The sequence below is a fragment of the Candidatus Pelagibacter sp. Uisw_130 genome (genome assembly GCF_047722505.1).
Lineage (GTDB): Bacteria > Pseudomonadota > Alphaproteobacteria > Pelagibacterales > Pelagibacteraceae > Pelagibacter.
The window spans coordinates 437,293-453,641 of record NZ_CP159814.1 but is presented as its reverse complement, the minus strand read 5'-3'; the positions used below and the strand labels follow the sequence as shown (position 1 = coordinate 453,641).

Genomic DNA, 16,349 nt, shown 5'->3' with positions numbered 1-16,349 from the left:
TATGAATTACTTTTATATTTATACATTTACATTATTAGCAACTTTAACATTTTTGGGATATGGATCATTATTAGCAAGTATTGTAGGTAAAAAAATACTTAAAAATAACATTGGATATATCGGTCTTACTGGGCTACTAGCTTGTACCATAATCTCATATATAACAATTTTTTTCACCAAGCATGGATACTTACATAATGTAATTCTTCACTTAGTTGGATTATCACTTTTTATTTATTTTTTTCTTAATAAAAAGATAGAATTTAAAGTTAAAACTTTTTTTATAATTTTTTCAGTTTTATATGTTGGCTTGTTAATTTTAAGGAATCATGATGATTTTAATTATTACCATTTAACATATTCATTAAATCTTACTGAAGATAAATTAATTTTTGGGTTGGGAAACCTTGGTCATGGCTATACACACCATTCATCAATTTTCTTTCTAAACTCTATACTTTATCTTCCAATCATAAAGTATTTCTTGTTTCATTCTATTGGCTGGATCACCCTTTTATTTATTAATCTAATCTTAATTGAAAAAATTTTAATTAAAAAAAATAATGTATTAAACTTTGAATTCTTTTTTTATTTATTATCTTTTTTATTTATAAATTTTAAATTTTTTAGAGTTGGGTCATTTGGTACAGATTTATCTGGACAAATTATAATGCTTTCTACAATTCCCCTGATCTATAAACTTTACGATTTTAAAAAGATTGAACAATTAAATAAAAATTTATTAAGCTTAGTAGTCATACTTATTACTTACGTAACAACACTAAAGGCGTTTATGATATTAAACTTTTTATATCTATTCCCACTTTTATTTTTTACAAAAATTAAAAATATTCATGCCATTATATTACCAAGAGTATATGTTTTTTCTTTTTTAACTATATTGCTGCTAAGTAGTTTAAATTTTTCTTACACAGGTTGTGTTATCTACCCAGTTAAACAAACATGTTTTGATAAAAATATACAATGGTCTCTATCAAAAGAACACGTTGGAATGATGAATCAATGGTACCAACAGTGGTCTAAAGCAGGTGCTGGTATTGATTACAGAATAAATGATCCAAAAGAATATATCAAAAAATTCAACTGGGTTTCAAATTGGTACGAGAGATATTTTCTATATAAGTTTAAAGAAACTTTACTTGGAATAACTTTTTTATTATTAATAGTTTTTATATCCTTTTATCCAAAAAATAAAAAACACATTAAAAAAGATACAAATAGATTTGAAATTAACAGTAAATTTTTTAAGAAACCCACCATCGTTATTGCAAGTGTTACTGGTTTATTATTTGCTGAATGGTTCTATCAGCATCCTGCATTAAGGTATGGGGGGTACTACTTATTGACTGCATTAATTTTCATTCCATGTGCTTCAATTCTTGCAGAGAGAAAAATAAAGTTTAGTCAAAAATATAAAGTTATTTATTTCCTAATATTTTTGTCCTATTTTTTATACAATGGGAAAAATTTTAATAGAATTAAGAGTGAACTTAATATGTTTTCTAAAAATAACTTTCCGTTATTTAACTCACCTAAACAAAAATTTACTGAAAATGATATAGGAAATGATATAAACATATATGTTCCAACCAATCTTTCAGGTTGCTGGGCTATCAAAACACCTTGTATACATACTTCTGGTCATGTAATTGGCTCCAAAATTGGTAGCTATAAAATGATCTTAAAGAAAAAATAATTATTTTTTTTGTATAAATGCAATAAAAGAAAATTCTTGAATACCTTTGTGTGTTTTAATATTTGAAATAACATCAAAACAATAATTTTGAAATTCGTAGTCAAGGATAGTAGATTTAAATAGCTTTTTTTTATTTAAATTAATTAAAATTTCATCAATATCTATTGCGTTACTTGGTGCATCATTCACATAATTTGGATGAATCTTATGATGTTTAAAATCTTCAATAATATAATATCCGCCTGACTTAATTTTTTTAAAAAATCTTTGAAAGTTATTTAATATATCATGATAATTGTGTGAACCATCGTCTATGATTACATCGAAATAGTCTATTTTATTTTCTTCGAGATAATTATTAAAATCATAAACTTCATTTAATTTCTCCGTATCACATTTAAAAAATTTGACTCTATTAGATTTAAATTGAAACTTATAATTTTTATCAATACAAAAAATTATTGCTTTTTTAAAATAGTGGTAAAATGAAGCGACAGATGCTCCTTTCCAAGTTCCAATTTCAAGAATATTAATCTTTTTATCTTTAAAAACATTAAGATGTTTTTCATAAAATTCTCCATACCCATGTCCTATAAATTTTTGATCAAGGTTAATTGATTTTTTTTGATAAGGGTCAATTACCTCTGTACCCTTATCAGTACCAAAGTAATTAAATAAATTATTTAATGATTTTAAATTTAATGTTTGTGTATCTAAATTTTTTTTATTCTTAATTTTGTATATTATATTTTTGTAATAATTTACTAATTTTTTTTTAAGATACATTTAGTCTAATTATAGTTAAAATTATTTAAGTTAATATATTTTATTTAATTTGTTCTATTTTTAATTATTTTAATAATATTTTTTTTAAGTGTATTGCTTAAAATTAAAGTTCCATTTTCATTTGGGTGCATACCATCATCTTGATTAAGATCAGGCTTTAAAGCTACACCCTCTAGTAAAAATGGTATTAAATTAAGATTATATTTTTTAGCAAGACTTGGATAAATATTATCAAACTTTTTTTTATAAATAATTCCATGAGTTGTTGGGGCAATCATTCCTGCTAAAATTATTTCTATATTTTTTAGTTTTGCAATTTCAATAATTTTTTTTAAATTTTTTTCAGTCTCAATCGGACTTATTCCTCTTAACATATCGTTAGCACCCAATCCTAAGATCATTAAATCAATATCAGGTTGAGATAAAGACCACTCAGCTCGGTTTACTCCTCCAGCAGATGTGCTTCCGGATACACTTCCATCAACAATCTCAAGATTATAACCGCTATCATTAAGATTGTTTTGAAGAACAGTGGCTAAACGTTTTTCCTGGGGAAGACCATAACCAGCCATTAAGCTATCACCAAATAAAATAACGTTTTCTATAGCATTGACGTTTATGCTCAGTAGACAGAAGGCAATAATTTTAATAATAAATCTTTTAATCATGGACAGTCTTCTTAAGCTAAAAAACGTTAATCTTAAATACCAAACTGATAATGATACTATCAAAGTTTTAAAAAATATTAATTTAGAGACTAAAAAACACGAGTCTATTTCAATAGTTGGAGAAAGTGGCTCTGGAAAAACAAGCTTAATCATGCTAGCTGGAGGACTAGAGAAAGCAACTTCTGGTAAGATATTTTTTGAAGATCAAGAAATATCTAAGATGAGCGAAGATGAAGTTTCTAAAATTAGAAGAAAGAACATAGGTATAGTTTTTCAATCTTTCTATCTTATTCCGAATTACACTGCAGTTGAAAATGTTGCCCTAACCTTGGAGTTAAATAATTTAAAAAACCCTAACGAACGAGCCAAAGAGTTATTAGATCGATTTGGGTTAAAAAATAGGTTTAACAATTTACCGAGTCAACTTTCAGGTGGTGAACAGCAACGTGTAGCAATCGCAAGAGCTATAGCTATGAAACCAAAGCTAATATTAGCTGATGAGCCTACAGGAAATTTAGACAGTGAAAATTCTCAATTGATTGCAGATATTTTGTTTAAATATATTAAGGAAGAAAAATCATCTTTAATTATGGTCACCCATGACCCAAAACTTGCAAATAAAGCAAAAAGAAAAATAAAGATCAAAGATGGAAAAATTATCTAAGCTTTCAGAGTACAAGTTAACTTTGATATATGTCTTAAGAGACTTGAGTAGAAATTATAAAAAAATTTCTAGTATCATTTTAACACTTTTTATTAGTTTATTTATCTTAAGTTCAATTTTCACAATTGAAGATAGTTTGAATAAAGAATTAAATAATAATTCAAGAGCACTTTTAGGTGGTGATATTGAAATTGATTACAATCGTAATATTGGTAATTTAGAATTAATTAACAAAGTTAAAGAATTTGCTACTGTTTCACAAATGGTTGAGTTTAGCACCATGATCTCAACTACCAATAAAACTAAAAATAAATCAATATTTTCTAGAATTAAAACTGTAGATCGAAATTATCCATTATTTGGCAAAGTGAATTATCAGCCAAGTGGTGCATTTAAAAAATTACAAACTACAAAGAATACAATCCTTGTTAATGAAAATATTTTCAAAAATCTTAATTTAGAAATAAATGATAAAATCAAAGTTCAAGACAAACTCTTTACCGTAATTGGTATCGTAAAATCAATACCTGATATTGGGGGTGCTTTTGTATTTGGTGATTTTGCTTTGGCTGGCAAACAAACATTAGAATTACTAAAACTTAACAACTTAGGCAGTTTTTTAAACTATGAATATAAGGTAAGATTTAATGGGGGAGATAATCCAAAAGCTTTATCTAAAAAAATTGAGCAGTTATTCAAAGATGAAAAAAAGGTTAGACTTAGATATCACGAAAAATCTGATGGTCCTTTAAAGAGAATAATTGATAATTTCTCTCAGTTTTTGTCTCTTGTATCAATTAGTGCAATGTTGATTGCAGGAATTGGAATTGCTAACACCCTGCTTTCATTCATTAATCAAAACAATATGTCTATAGCAGTTAAGAAGTCTTTAGGCTTTTTCTCAAAAGATATTAAAATAGTCTACTATCTACAATTACTCATTCTATTATTCATAATATCTACTGCCACCTACTCTTTTAGTTTCTTTCTAGTCCCTATTGTTGATGTTTATTTGTCAGCTGGTCTTGGATTAAATATTGAAGGTAGTTTTTCTATTCTTAATTATTTCAAAGTTTTTTCAGTAGGGTTATTAGTATTAATTATATTTTCTATACCAACCATTAATGCAATTGATCAAGTTAAGGCATCAAACTTATTTAGAAATGTATTTCAAAACCTTCAATTTTATTATTCAAAAAAATCAATCGTTTTAAGTCTATTATTATTATCAATTTTAATTTCTTTATTTACCATTGGCTCGGCTCTACCCATTTATAGCTTAGGTTATTTTGGAGCTTTCTTTATTTGTCTATTAGTCTTCTATTTATTATCAAACTTAATTATTAGATTATTTAAAGGACTTAAAGAGCACCCAAATATTTCAATTAAAGTATCAGTTAAAAATATTACTCAAACTAAAAGTATTACCCCTATAACTATTATGTCTTTAGGTTTGGGCGTCACCTTATTGTTAACTTTGGCTTTTGTGGGTTCAAACTTTAAAAGAGAAATTGCAAAATCTATACCAAAGCTTGCGCCTGATTATTTTTTCATTGGTATTCAAAGTGATGAAAGACAAATATTTGAAGATTTAATTTTTGAAATGGATGAAAAAGCTAACCTTGAAATTGTTCCCATGGTCTCAACAGGTATTCTAAGAATTAATGGAATAGATCCAAATACTTATATCGATTCAAGTAATGATAGCCACTGGGTAATTAGAAATGACAGAAGGTCTTCTTGGGCTGATAAAGTTTTAAAAGATAACCCAATTGTAGAAGGCAAATGGTGGGATTTAGATAGACCCGATAAACTTCAAATTTCACTTGATAGCAAAATTGCTAAAGATTTTAATATTAAAATTGGTGACATTTTTACTCTAAATATTTATGGTCGTAAAATTGAAGGTGAGATAGTAAACTTCAGGTTAGTAGACTACAGAGATTTTACTATTAACTTTGCAATGTTATTAAACCCTCAATTTGCAAAAAATATCCCTCATGAATATTTGGCCACTTCAAAGTTTAAAAGCTTAGAGAATTTTAACGAAACTGCTTTACTAGATAAAATGCCCAGTCTTTCTATTATAAAAATCACTAATTACTTGGAGAAAGTGACAGATCTTTTAAACAAAGTGTTTATTGCTGTAACAGTTATCTCTGCAATAACTATAGTCATTGGTTTAATTGTAATATCTAGTGCAATTATAGTTCAGGGTAAAATTAAAGAATTTCAAAATTTAATATTTAAGATTTTAGGTTTTTCCAAAGTTGAGGTTGTACTCTCTTCAATTATTGAGTTTTTTATTATATTCACATCCATAATTCTAATAGCTCTCTTTTTTGCGGTTATAGGTTCGCAATTTATCATTGAAAATATTTTTCAAATCATTTGGAAGTTTGACTTGGCAATATTTTTAAAAGTAACTACTGGGATTGGATTAGCTACATTGATCTTAATTATGATTACTAATTTTAAGTATTTAAGCCCTAAAGTTTATCCACTTATAAGAAATCAATAACTACACATCAGATCGCGATCTAAACCTCTCAAAAATCAATCTTGTTTTAACTCCAATATTTAAAAATGGCTGAGGAGGAAGCCAAGTAGGTTTACTTCTAGATTCTATTATATTAATTTCATCACTATTTTCATTGCTTGCTTTAATTGCTATCTGTTCACCAAATAAAGTTCCAACTCCAATACCAGAACCATTATAGCAACCTGCTACAAAGACATTGTTATCAATTTTATCAAAAATTTGTGAACTATTTCTTGTCCTAGATACAATCCCAGACCAGCTAGATTCAATAATATCATCTGCTAAATTTGGAAATCTTTTTTTGATTCCAAGTTTTTGATTTAAAGATCTTTTATCTAAATCTGATTTAGACATTTTAAAAGGACTATGAACTTCTGCGGTATTTCTAATTAAAATTCTTTGATCTTTTGTCATTCTAATAGTCGCCCCCATTGGTCTAACAGGTAACACACCCCATTCCTTAGGCTCACCAATGGATTTAAATTCAGTATCAGTTAAAGGTCTTGTCATGCTTGCAGTTAAAGTTAAGGGAAAATTATAATTATTTTTTACATCAAGTGATTTTAAAAAACCATTAGTACAAAAAATAATCTTTTTAGTAATTATTTTATGATTATTAAATTTACAAATAATTGTATCACTATTTTTTGACCATTCATTTAATTGAGTGTTTTCTAATAGCTCAACATTATCTGGCAAAGTGTCGACCATTGCTCTAACTAACTTTCCTGGATGTAATAAAATTCCTCCTTTAGTATAAAGTGCTAAGTTATAAAAATTCGTACCCAATCTTTTACCCAAATCATTTTTATCTAAAAAATTATGCTCAAAGTTTAATTTTAATAAAGTTTTGCTAAAATTTTCTAATATCTTTCTGTCTTTTTCATTTGATGAGGCAAAATATTTTCCACTTTCATTCCAATCACAATCTACCTGATGATCTTTAATAAACTTTTTTACAACATCAATTCCTAATTTGTAAATGTCTGTTTTCTTTTTATAATTGGAAAGCTCTTTATTAGAGGTAAATCCATCGTTAAGGGTAGTATCAACTAAATATCCTGAGTTCCTTCCACTTGCACCCTCACCTGCTAATTGGGCATCAACAATAATAATTTTTTGATTTGGATGCAGTTCTGATAATTTTCTAGTAGCAGACAAACCTGTATAGCCAGCACCTACTATTAACCAGTCACAAGATTTATCTTTATCTAAATTTTTAATATTAGACCTTCTATCAAGGTCATTAATCCAACTACAACCAGTATCATTAACTACATTCATGTAGTTAGATTATGACAGATAAGATATTTTTAAAAGATCTTAAGATACCAAAGAAGGTTGCTTGATCATGTCCTCTTTTTTGATCCCTGCAACTTTAACAGGTTTTTTCATAGCATCTCTTCTAAAAGGCTCTCCCAATTCTTGGTTCAGAATTACTTCAATAAATGTTGTAATTCCTTTCTTTTGATCTTCGCATGATTGCTTGATAGCAGCGGTAGTCTCTTCCATCGTACGAACTGTGACACCTTTTAAACCACAAGCATCAGCAACTTTTGCATAACTTAGTTCTGGATCAAGTTCTGTTCCAACAAAGTTATCATCAAACCACAAAGTAGTATTTCTTTTTTCAGCTCCCCATTGGTAGTTTCTAAAAATTACCATTGTAATTGCTGGCCATTCAGGTCTTGCAACAGAACTCATTTCGTTCATACTAATTCCAAATGCACCATCACCTGCAAAACCAATTACTGGTGTATTGGGACATCCAATTTTTGCTCCAAGAATTGCTGGAAAACCATAACCACAAGGACCAAATAATCCTGGTGCTAAATATTTTCTACCTTTTTCAAATGTAGGGTAAGCATTTCCAATTGCACAGTTATTTCCAATGTCGCTTGAGATAATTACATCATCAGGCATTCCTGCTTGAATTCCTCTCCATGCTTCTCTAGGAGACATTCTGTTTGCATCTCTTTTTCTAGCTTCTGCATTCCAGACTGTACCTTCATCATCATCTTCATGATTTAAACTTGATAACTCTTGTAACCAAGCAGATTTAGTTTGGTGAATTGTGTTTTTTCTCTCTTCTCTATTCGTGTCTCCAGCTGTTGGAGAAAGTTGATCTAAAATTTGTTGAGACACTAATTTTGCATCTCCACAAATTCCGACTGATACTTTTTTGGTTAAACCAATTCTGTCAGAATTCATATCAACTTGAATAATACTTGCATCTTTAGGCCAGTAATCCATTCCATAACCCGGTAAAGTTGAGAAAGGATTTAGTCTTGTGCCAAGCGCAAGAACAACATCTGCTTTACTAATTAATTCCATACCAGCTTTCGATCCATTGTACCCTAATGGTCCAGCAGCCAGTGGATGACTTCCTGGAAAACTATCATTATGTTGATACCCAGAACAAACTGGAGCATCTAGTTTTTCAGCTAATTTTTTACAATCTTCAATTGCTCCACCAATTACAACACCCGCACCAGATAATATTACTGGAAACTTAGCGTTAGATAATAAGTCTGCTGCTTTTTTAATTGCATCAACACCACCAGCTTGTTTTTCTAATCTAACAATTGGAGGAAGATCAATATCAATAACTTGTGTCCAATAATCTCTTGGAACATTTATTTGTGCTGGAGCCGATCCTCTGATTGCTTTTTCAATTACTCTATTTAATACTTCTGCCATTCTTGAGGGGTCTCTAACTTCTTCTTGATAACAAACCATATCTTTAAATAAATTCATTTGTTCTACTTCTTGAAAACCACCTTGACCCATAGTTTTATTTGCAGCTTGTGGTGAAACTAAAAGTAAAGGAGTATGATTCCAGTATGCTGTTTTAATAGGGGTAACAAGACCAGTAATCCCAGGTCCATTCTGTGCAATAACCATTGACATTTTACCAGTAGATCTTGTGTAACCATCTGCAATTAATCCACCGTTTGTTTCATGAGCAACATCCCAAAAAGTAATTCCTGCATCTGGAAAAATATGTGAAATAGGCATAAAAGCTGAACCAATAATTCCAAACGCATGTTCAATACCATGCATTTGTAAAACTTTTACAAAAGCTTCCTCTGTTGTCATTTTAGTCATAATAATTAGGCCTTCCTGCTTTAGTTGTTAAAAAAATCTATAAATAAATTGTTAATTTTAAAGATTAATATATAAGAATTGAAAAATTTCAAACAAACAAATCGACACAATTATGGCTACAGACATTATTATACATGACGAGAAAGACAACGTAGGAGTAGTTGTTATTGATAAAATCACTTCTAAACAAGATTGTGCATGCTGGATTATGGAAAATGATAAGACAGTTAAGATTCAATCAGTAGACGAAATTCAATTAGGGCATAAAATTGCTATGGTTGACCTTAACGAAGGAGATACTATTTTAAAATATGGTCATGATATTGGAAAAGTAGTTAAATCAATCAAAAAAGGTGAGCATGTTCATGTTCATAATGTAAAAACGAAAAAGTGGTAAAAAATATGGAAATTCCAAAAAGTTTTTTAGGTTATAAAAGAGAAAATGGCAGAGCAGGAACAAGAAATCATGTAATCATTCTGCCTGTAGATGATATTTCGAATGCATGTGCTGAAGCGGTTGCAAACAATATTAAAGGCACAATGGCCTTACCTCACTCTTATGGAAGGCTTCAATTTGGTGCTGATTTAGATTTACACTTTAGAACTATGATTGGAACTGGAAGCAACCCAAATGTTGCAGCAGTAATAGTTATTGGTATAGAGCCAAAATGGACAAAAAAAATAGTTGATGGAATAGCAAAAACAGGAAAGCCAGTTGAAGGATTTCATATTGAGCGAACTGGAGATATTGGTACTGTCATGGAAGCTTCAAAAAAAGCTCAGGAATTTGTAATGTGCGCGTCTGAAAAACAAAGAGAAGAATGTCCAATGAGTGATTTATGGATATCAGTTAAGTGTGGAGAGTCAGACACAACATCTGGATTAGCTGCAAACCCTACAGTTGGAAATTTAATGGATAAATTAGAGCCAATGGGTGTTCATTTATGTTTTGGAGAAACTTCAGAACTTACTGGAGCTGAAACGGTTTGTGCTAAAAGAGGTGCTACACCAGAAGCATCAGAAAAATTTATGAAAACATGGAATTCATATAATGATTTTATACTTAAAGAAGCAACAGATGACCTTTCAGAGAGCCAACCAACTGCAGGAAATATTGCAGGTGGACTTACAACAATAGAAGAAAAAGCATTTGGTAACTTTCAAAAAATTGGTTCATGTAAATTTATTGATGTATTAGAGCCAGCAGAAGAGCCAACCAAAGGTAAAGGACTATACTTTATGGATACATCCTCAGCAGCAGCAGAATGTGTAACACTTCAGGCAGCAGCTGGATTTAACATTCACTTATTCCCAACAGGTCAAGGTAATATAGTGGGTAACCCTATTGAACCAGTTGTAAAATTAACTGCCAATCCATTAACTGTAAAAGGTATGGGTGAACATATTGATTGCGATGTATCAAAAATTTTATCACGTGAGATGACTATGTCTCAAGCTGGTGATGAGTTAATCAAGTCAATGATTAGGGTAGCTAACGGTAGATTAACATGTGCAGAAAGTTTAGGACATAAAGAGTTTGTGATGACAAAACTCTATAGAAGCGCTTAGCTTTTACAGTTCTTTACTCTGTAAACATGAATTCTCAAAAAATTATTACTTTTCTTCCTGGAGTAATACTCGCTTTAGTCTTTTGTTTATTTTCACAAGGAATAAACAATGTTATTGGGATAGAATTATTTGGAACCACTAAAAGTCCCATTTCGACAGTAATGATTGCAATTTTACTTGGAATTATTATGGGAAATGCATTTACTCCAAGACCAGGTATGATGATTGGTTTAGATTTTACTCAAAAATATATTCTTAAATTAGGGATAATTTTTTTAGGAATTAGATTAAGTTTTGAGGAGTTTTTAAAATTTGGAACAGTTGCTATTCCCTTAATTATTGTGTGTATATTAAGTGTTCTTATTCTTATTAAACTATTAATTAAAAAAGTTCCAATCTCTTCTAAAATGTCTTACTTAATAGCAATTGGCACAAGTGTTTGTGGGGCAACAGCAATAGTGGCAGTGGCACCTATTATAGAAGCAAAAAAAACTGAAGTTGCATATGCAATAGCTAATATTACTTTGTTTGGTGTTATAGCTATGCTTGTTTATCCTTATTTTGCAGAATGGTATTTTAATGGGGAACCTGTAATGGCAGGCTTATTTTTAGGAACTGCTATTCATGAAACTTCACAAGTAGCAGCAGCTGGATTAATTTATGACCAACAATTTAATAGCCCCGAGACTTTAAATGTAGCTACAGTTACAAAACTAATAAGAAATACATTTTTAGTAATCATGGTGCCACTATTTGGTTTTTTATATAATAGGGGTAAGGTTAAAGATAAAAACTACTCAATATTCAGTATTTTCCCATATTTTGTTCTTGGTTTCATTGGTATGATTTTTGTAAGAAACATTGGGGATCAAATATTTACTACAGAAAATGGTAATTATGAATTTTGGAAAACTTTAATCAATTACACTAAAAGCTTAGCTACTGTTTTCCTTACTATGGCTATGGCTGCTGTTGGTATATCTATTAATTTAAATGAACTAAAATCTATGGGATACAAACCATTTGTTGTTGGATTAATAGCTGCTGTAACAGTGGGAATAGTTAGTATTGTTAGTCTTGAGACTTTTCTTAAAGTTTTTTTATAAATTATATACTGAGCTATTTCTATAACAGTTATATTGTTATATTATTATATTAAACAAATGAATAAGAATAAAAAAATATTAATAACAGGTTCTTCTGGGTTTATAGGTTTTTCTTTAGCTTTAAATTTACTTAAGAAAGGACATAAAATTTTTGGCTACGACTCAATTGATAATTATTATGACGTTAATCTTAAGCTTTCTAGAAATAAAATATTAAAAAAATTTAAAAACTTTAGTTTTATAAAAGGTGAACTCGAAGATCAAAAAAAACTTAATAAAAGCGTTTTAAAATTTAAACCTCAGGTAATAATCCATTTAGCCGCACAAGCAGGTGTCAGATATAGCTTAGATGTTCCAAGAAAATACCTATCCTCAAATATAATTGGAACATTTAATATAATAGAAATTGCACATAAGATTAAAGTTAAACATTTACTGATGGCATCAAGTTCTTCAGTCTATGGAGCAAATAAGAAATCTATTTTTAAAGAAACCGATAAAACAAATACTCAATTAAATATTTATGCTGCAACTAAAAAATCAGCAGAGAGTATTGCACATTCATACTCGTCACTTTGGAAAATTCCAATTACTATGTTACGTTTTTTTACGGTATATGGTCCTTGGGGCAGACCAGACATGGCCTATTTCAAGTTTACAAAAGCAATAATTAAAAATAAAAAAATTGATGTATATAACAAAGGTGAGATGTACAGAGACTTCACTTATATAGATGACGTTACAAAATCTATAGAATTGCTAATTAATAAAATACCCTCTCAAAACAAAAAAAGACAGTATAAAAATGATAGTCTATCAAATGTGGCTCCATTTAGAATAATTAATATTGGAAATCGAAAAAAAGTTTATCTTAAAAATTTTATATCTGCTTTAGAAAAAAAATTGAATAAAAAAGCTAATAAAAATAATATGCCTATGCAAAAAGGTGATATAAAAATAACTTTATCTAATACAAATCTTTTGTATCAAATAATTAAATTTAAACCAAAAATAAATTACATTAATGGAATTTCTGCTTTTGTTGATTGGTATAAAAATTACCACAGATAGATAAGAAAAAAATAAATTCTATAAACAAAAATTTTTAAACTAAGATTTCAATAACATCTTTTTTTTAAAATTAGAAAAAACACGCCTAATAAGAGCGGCACCTACCCCTAAAGTAATTGCAAACATAATTGAAAATAGTCCATAGAAAAATGGCATGTCTTTAGAAAATTCTAAAATAAATAGTGAGAAAAAGTTTAAATCTAAAGCTAACACTTGTATTGTTTCTTTATCTACTTGCTCAGCAAAAAATGTTTCATAAGCAATAGCTATTCCAACTATTAATAGTAAAATTGCTAATAATGCTTTTAAACCAGAACTGTCAATTTTTTCACCAAGTTTTTGTCCTAATTGAACACCTATAATTGATCCAACAACTAACATTGCTACCAACATCAAGTCTATAGATCCAAAATTAAATGAATGCAAAAAAGTAACTATGACACTCACAAAAATTGTTACAAATAAAGAAGTTCCTGGAACTAATTTTGTTGGCATTTTAATTATATAAATCATTGCAGGTACCAATATAAAAGCACCACCTATCCCCATGATTGCAGCAATAAACCCTACAAATAAACCAATTATGATTGGAGTAAATATACTTTCGTATAATTTTGATTTTGGAAACCTCATTCTTAATGGAAGACCATGTATCCAATAATGAACGTGTAATTTCTTTTTAACTATAAGATTTCTTTTAGCTCTGTCTATTTCACTAAGACTTTCGACTAACATCAATGTACCAATTATTGCAAGTATATACATATAGGCTAAAGAAATAACTGTATCAATTTTTCCGATACCTTTAAAATATGTAAAAATATAAATACCTAATGCGGTCCCAATTGTTCCACCAATAACAATCATAAAACCCATTTTATAATCTAAAGTATTTTTTAAATAATGAGTTGTTGATCCTGAAACTGATGTTGCAAGAATATTGTTAGCTTCATTTGCAACCGCATATGCAGGTGGTACACCTAAAAAAATTAAAAATGGTGTCATTAAAAAACCACCACCAACACCAAATAAACCTGAAAGCACTCCAACGATTGCACTCAATAAAAGTATCTCAATAGGATTAACAAATACTTGAGCTATAGGTAAAAATACATCCATAAATATTTAGCTAAAAATGATAATTATCCATATACAACCATTTCAATAAAGACAATAATATGTAAGTCAATAGAGATAATTAATTAAAAAGAATATATAAGTTTATACATGATTAAATCTATCAATATATTGATAATAAATTTATTTGTTTTTAATAGTCTTATGGCAGCGACTGTAAATTGCTCAGGTGGAGAATGTGAATTTAATAATAGCAATCATTACAAACAAGCAAAGACATATTGTCCACAAGTATTAGCCTATGAGGACGTTGAAACTGAGCATTCATATTTTACAATATTGAAAACTGGTCAAAAATGTGAAGTTTTTGAAATAACAGAATAAAATTAATCAATATAATTATTTAAAAATATTATTAATTTCTTCGTCTAAATCTGTATTTATTTCAGATTTAATTTCTTCATCTTTAAAGTTTTTATCTTTAATATCGTTTAATACTTTTGAGTTAATAGATTCTTCTTCAACAATTTTTTTGACAAATGGAGTGCCAACAATATTGGTTTTAGTTAAAGAATTGTTTAAGTCTTTAATTTGTTTAAAAATATCTTCTTTTACTTTTTCGGATGAAGCTAAATTATTTTTAATTGTTTCATATTTTTTTTTAATATTTATTATCTCATTCGATAATCTAACATTGTCTTCTTGGTAAAATTTTATTTGATTAGACATTTCTTCAGTACGCAATTTATACTTTAAAGAGTCGGATTGAGCATGTTTTAATCGGTTTATGACATTTTGTAGGTTTTTATTATGTTTGATAAAACGACTTACAGTATTTTTTAATTCAGTATTATTCACCAAAAAATTTCTGTTAGATGACTTTTGTTCAGCCATTTTTTTTTCTAATTTAAGGATATATGATTGTAATTGATTTTTGTTACTCTTATAAGTTTCAATTAATATCTTTTGATTTTCAAATATCTCGAATTGTATATTATTTTTTTCACTTAGGTTATAAATTTCATTTTCTTCTTTTTTTATTAAGTTCGAAATTTTTAATGATTGATCTTGAAAATCATTTTTTAATTCAAAAGTAACTTTTTTTATATCTAAAAATTTGTCTTTAATGTTTTGATCAAGTTTTGGTAAATGAAATTTATTTTTTATTAGATTATTAATTTTTAAAATCTCATCTTTAATTATTAAATTTGCATCATCATTATTAGATGCCAAAGGTGAATGGTGATTAGTTTTATTCAAATCATCATTTTTATCGTTCATAAATGAAAACTTTACTTAAACTATTCTAAAAAACCAGGTGTAAAAAATTTAAATTTTTTGATCTTATTATTCTCTTCTTTTTGATTTATATTAGGTCTTTCTGACGTATCTAAATTTTTATTAATACTTACTATTTCACCAGAATCATTTTTAAAACTTTGTTCGTTTAAGGAATTGTTTTTTTCTTCAGGTTCCTCGGTAGTGTATGAACTTATTCTTGTTTCTAAATAATTAGTTTTATTCTCAATGTCTTTGTTTTGACTGGAAATATTTTCAGAAGTTGTTCTAATTTTATTTTGAATTTTTTTAACTTCATTTACCAATTCTAATTCTTCTAAGTTTAATTTTTCAGTTTCTTTTAAACGATTTTCAAAAACATTAACTTTTTCTTGTAATAATGTTTGTTTTTTTAATTCATTATTTTTGTCTTTTAAATCATTATGAAGCTGATCTATTTTATCTTGGTGTTCTTTTTTTTTATAATTTATTTTTATATCAGCATTATCTAAATCTTTACTTAATTCTTCTAATCTATTTTCTAAATATACTGTTTTTGTCTCGTATATTGATTGATCATTACAATACTTACATTGAATCACTTTACCTTCAAGCTCAGAATTTTCATTCATAACATAGAATTTTTGTTTACAATTTTTGCAATGTATCATCATAAATTTATTCAATAATTTTAACCTTTTAAAAATTATGAGTCAATAATTACAAAAGATTGTTAATTGTATAAATTGTTAGTTATTTTGGA

Annotated in this window: 15 protein-coding genes; 8 read left to right on the top strand and 7 right to left on the bottom strand. The window is 28.1% G+C overall.

The genetic code is table 11. The features are described from left to right. Position 1 precedes the first annotated feature (1 nt). Positions 2-1,717 (top strand): hypothetical protein, encoded by a 1,716-nt coding sequence (locus tag ABXT55_RS02395; RefSeq protein WP_415285161.1) that lies wholly within the window; start codon positions 2-4, stop codon positions 1,715-1,717. Here ABXT55_RS02395 and ABXT55_RS02390 read toward each other — a convergent pair whose 3' ends face one another. After that, positions 1,718-2,503, bottom strand: coding sequence for a class I SAM-dependent methyltransferase (locus ABXT55_RS02390; RefSeq protein WP_415285160.1), 786 nt, complete (start codon positions 2,501-2,503; stop codon positions 1,718-1,720). 44 nt (positions 2,504-2,547) lie between these two features. Next, the gene (locus ABXT55_RS02385; RefSeq protein ID WP_415285159.1) at positions 2,548-3,171 is read right to left on the bottom strand and encodes an arylesterase; all 624 of its coding nucleotides are present in this window, start codon (positions 3,169-3,171) and stop codon (positions 2,548-2,550) included. Between ABXT55_RS02385 and ABXT55_RS02380 the strand changes: the two genes are divergently transcribed. Next, the gene (locus ABXT55_RS02380) at positions 3,170-3,835 is read left to right on the top strand and encodes an ABC transporter ATP-binding protein (protein ID WP_415285158.1); all 666 of its coding nucleotides are present in this window, start codon (positions 3,170-3,172) and stop codon (positions 3,833-3,835) included. The two genes, ABXT55_RS02385 and ABXT55_RS02380, sit on opposite strands and share 2 nt — an antisense overlap. Next, a complete protein-coding gene (locus ABXT55_RS02375; RefSeq protein WP_415285157.1) occupies positions 3,819-6,356 on the top strand; it encodes an ABC transporter permease in 2,538 nt (845 codons plus the stop codon). Before ABXT55_RS02380 ends, ABXT55_RS02375 begins: the two co-directional genes overlap by 17 nt. Here ABXT55_RS02375 and ABXT55_RS02370 read toward each other — a convergent pair whose 3' ends face one another. After that, positions 6,357-7,661 carry an NAD(P)/FAD-dependent oxidoreductase gene (locus ABXT55_RS02370; RefSeq protein ID WP_415285156.1) on the bottom strand — a complete coding sequence of 435 codons (1,305 nt, stop codon included), beginning with the start codon at positions 7,659-7,661 and terminating at the stop codon, positions 6,357-6,359. Positions 7,662-7,700: 39 nt separating this feature from the next. Beyond that, complete coding sequence (gene xsc, locus ABXT55_RS02365) at positions 7,701-9,485, bottom strand: sulfoacetaldehyde acetyltransferase (RefSeq protein WP_415285155.1); 1,785 nt, start codon at positions 9,483-9,485, stop codon at positions 7,701-7,703. Between the two features lie 112 nt (positions 9,486-9,597). Between xsc and ABXT55_RS02360 the strand changes: the two genes are divergently transcribed. Genes ABXT55_RS02360 through ABXT55_RS02345 form a run of 4 tightly spaced genes read left to right on the top strand, consistent with a single transcriptional unit; the run spans position 9,598 to position 13,231 of the window. Further along, the gene (locus ABXT55_RS02360; protein ID WP_415285154.1) at positions 9,598-9,882 is read left to right on the top strand and encodes a UxaA family hydrolase; all 285 of its coding nucleotides are present in this window, start codon (positions 9,598-9,600) and stop codon (positions 9,880-9,882) included. A 5-nt stretch (positions 9,883-9,887) separates the two neighbouring features. Further along, on the top strand, positions 9,888-11,054 hold the full coding sequence (locus tag ABXT55_RS02355) for a UxaA family hydrolase (RefSeq protein ID WP_415285153.1): 1,167 nt from the start codon (positions 9,888-9,890) through the stop codon (positions 11,052-11,054). A 26-nt stretch (positions 11,055-11,080) separates the two neighbouring features. Beyond that, a complete protein-coding gene (locus tag ABXT55_RS02350) occupies positions 11,081-12,160 on the top strand; it encodes a YeiH family protein (protein WP_415285152.1) in 1,080 nt (359 codons plus the stop codon). A gap of 57 nt (positions 12,161-12,217) precedes the next feature. Then, positions 12,218-13,231, top strand: a complete 1,014-nt coding sequence (locus ABXT55_RS02345; RefSeq protein ID WP_415285151.1) for an NAD-dependent epimerase/dehydratase family protein — start codon at positions 12,218-12,220, stop codon at positions 13,229-13,231. A 39-nt stretch (positions 13,232-13,270) separates the two neighbouring features. On the opposite strand, the gene ABXT55_RS02340 is transcribed toward ABXT55_RS02345, so the two are convergent. Next, on the bottom strand, positions 13,271-14,350 hold the full coding sequence (locus tag ABXT55_RS02340) for a sulfite exporter TauE/SafE family protein (RefSeq protein WP_415285150.1): 1,080 nt from the start codon (positions 14,348-14,350) through the stop codon (positions 13,271-13,273). 162 nt (positions 14,351-14,512) lie between these two features. Here ABXT55_RS02340 and ABXT55_RS02335 point away from each other — a divergent pair, with 162 nt between their 5' ends. Then, positions 14,513-14,692, top strand: coding sequence for a hypothetical protein (locus ABXT55_RS02335; RefSeq protein WP_415285149.1), 180 nt, complete (start codon positions 14,513-14,515; stop codon positions 14,690-14,692). Between the two features lie 15 nt (positions 14,693-14,707). Here ABXT55_RS02335 and ABXT55_RS02330 read toward each other — a convergent pair whose 3' ends face one another. Then, entirely contained in the window at positions 14,708-15,589 is an 882-nt protein-coding gene (locus tag ABXT55_RS02330; protein WP_415285148.1) for a hypothetical protein, read from the bottom strand. A gap of 20 nt (positions 15,590-15,609) precedes the next feature. After that, complete coding sequence (locus tag ABXT55_RS02325; RefSeq protein ID WP_415285147.1) at positions 15,610-16,257, bottom strand: MJ0042-type zinc finger domain-containing protein; 648 nt, start codon at positions 16,255-16,257, stop codon at positions 15,610-15,612. Positions 16,258-16,349: the final 92 nt, after the last annotated feature.

Coding starts and splice junctions, on each gene's coding strand:
- xsc (WP_415285155.1), bottom strand. CDS start 9,485: ATGACTAAAATGACAACAGAGGAAGCTTTTGTAAAAGTTTTACAAATG.
- ABXT55_RS02385 (WP_415285159.1), bottom strand. CDS start 3,171: ATGATTAAAAGATTTATTATTAAAATTATTGCCTTCTGTCTACTGAGC.
- ABXT55_RS02355 (WP_415285153.1), top strand. CDS start 9,888: ATGGAAATTCCAAAAAGTTTTTTAGGTTATAAAAGAGAAAATGGCAGA.
- ABXT55_RS02360 (WP_415285154.1), top strand. CDS start 9,598: ATGGCTACAGACATTATTATACATGACGAGAAAGACAACGTAGGAGTA.
- ABXT55_RS02330 (WP_415285148.1), bottom strand. CDS start 15,589: ATGAACGATAAAAATGATGATTTGAATAAAACTAATCACCATTCACCT.
- ABXT55_RS02340 (WP_415285150.1), bottom strand. CDS start 14,350: ATGGATGTATTTTTACCTATAGCTCAAGTATTTGTTAATCCTATTGAG.
- ABXT55_RS02350 (WP_415285152.1), top strand. CDS start 11,081: ATGAATTCTCAAAAAATTATTACTTTTCTTCCTGGAGTAATACTCGCT.
- ABXT55_RS02395 (WP_415285161.1), top strand. CDS start 2: ATGAATTACTTTTATATTTATACATTTACATTATTAGCAACTTTAACA.
- ABXT55_RS02325 (WP_415285147.1), bottom strand. CDS start 16,257: ATGATACATTGCAAAAATTGTAAACAAAAATTCTATGTTATGAATGAA.
- ABXT55_RS02390 (WP_415285160.1), bottom strand. CDS start 2,503: ATGTATCTTAAAAAAAAATTAGTAAATTATTACAAAAATATAATATAC.
- ABXT55_RS02335 (WP_415285149.1), top strand. CDS start 14,513: ATGGCAGCGACTGTAAATTGCTCAGGTGGAGAATGTGAATTTAATAAT.
- ABXT55_RS02380 (WP_415285158.1), top strand. CDS start 3,170: ATGGACAGTCTTCTTAAGCTAAAAAACGTTAATCTTAAATACCAAACT.
- ABXT55_RS02375 (WP_415285157.1), top strand. CDS start 3,819: ATGGAAAAATTATCTAAGCTTTCAGAGTACAAGTTAACTTTGATATAT.
- ABXT55_RS02345 (WP_415285151.1), top strand. CDS start 12,218: ATGAATAAGAATAAAAAAATATTAATAACAGGTTCTTCTGGGTTTATA.
- ABXT55_RS02370 (WP_415285156.1), bottom strand. CDS start 7,661: ATGAATGTAGTTAATGATACTGGTTGTAGTTGGATTAATGACCTTGAT.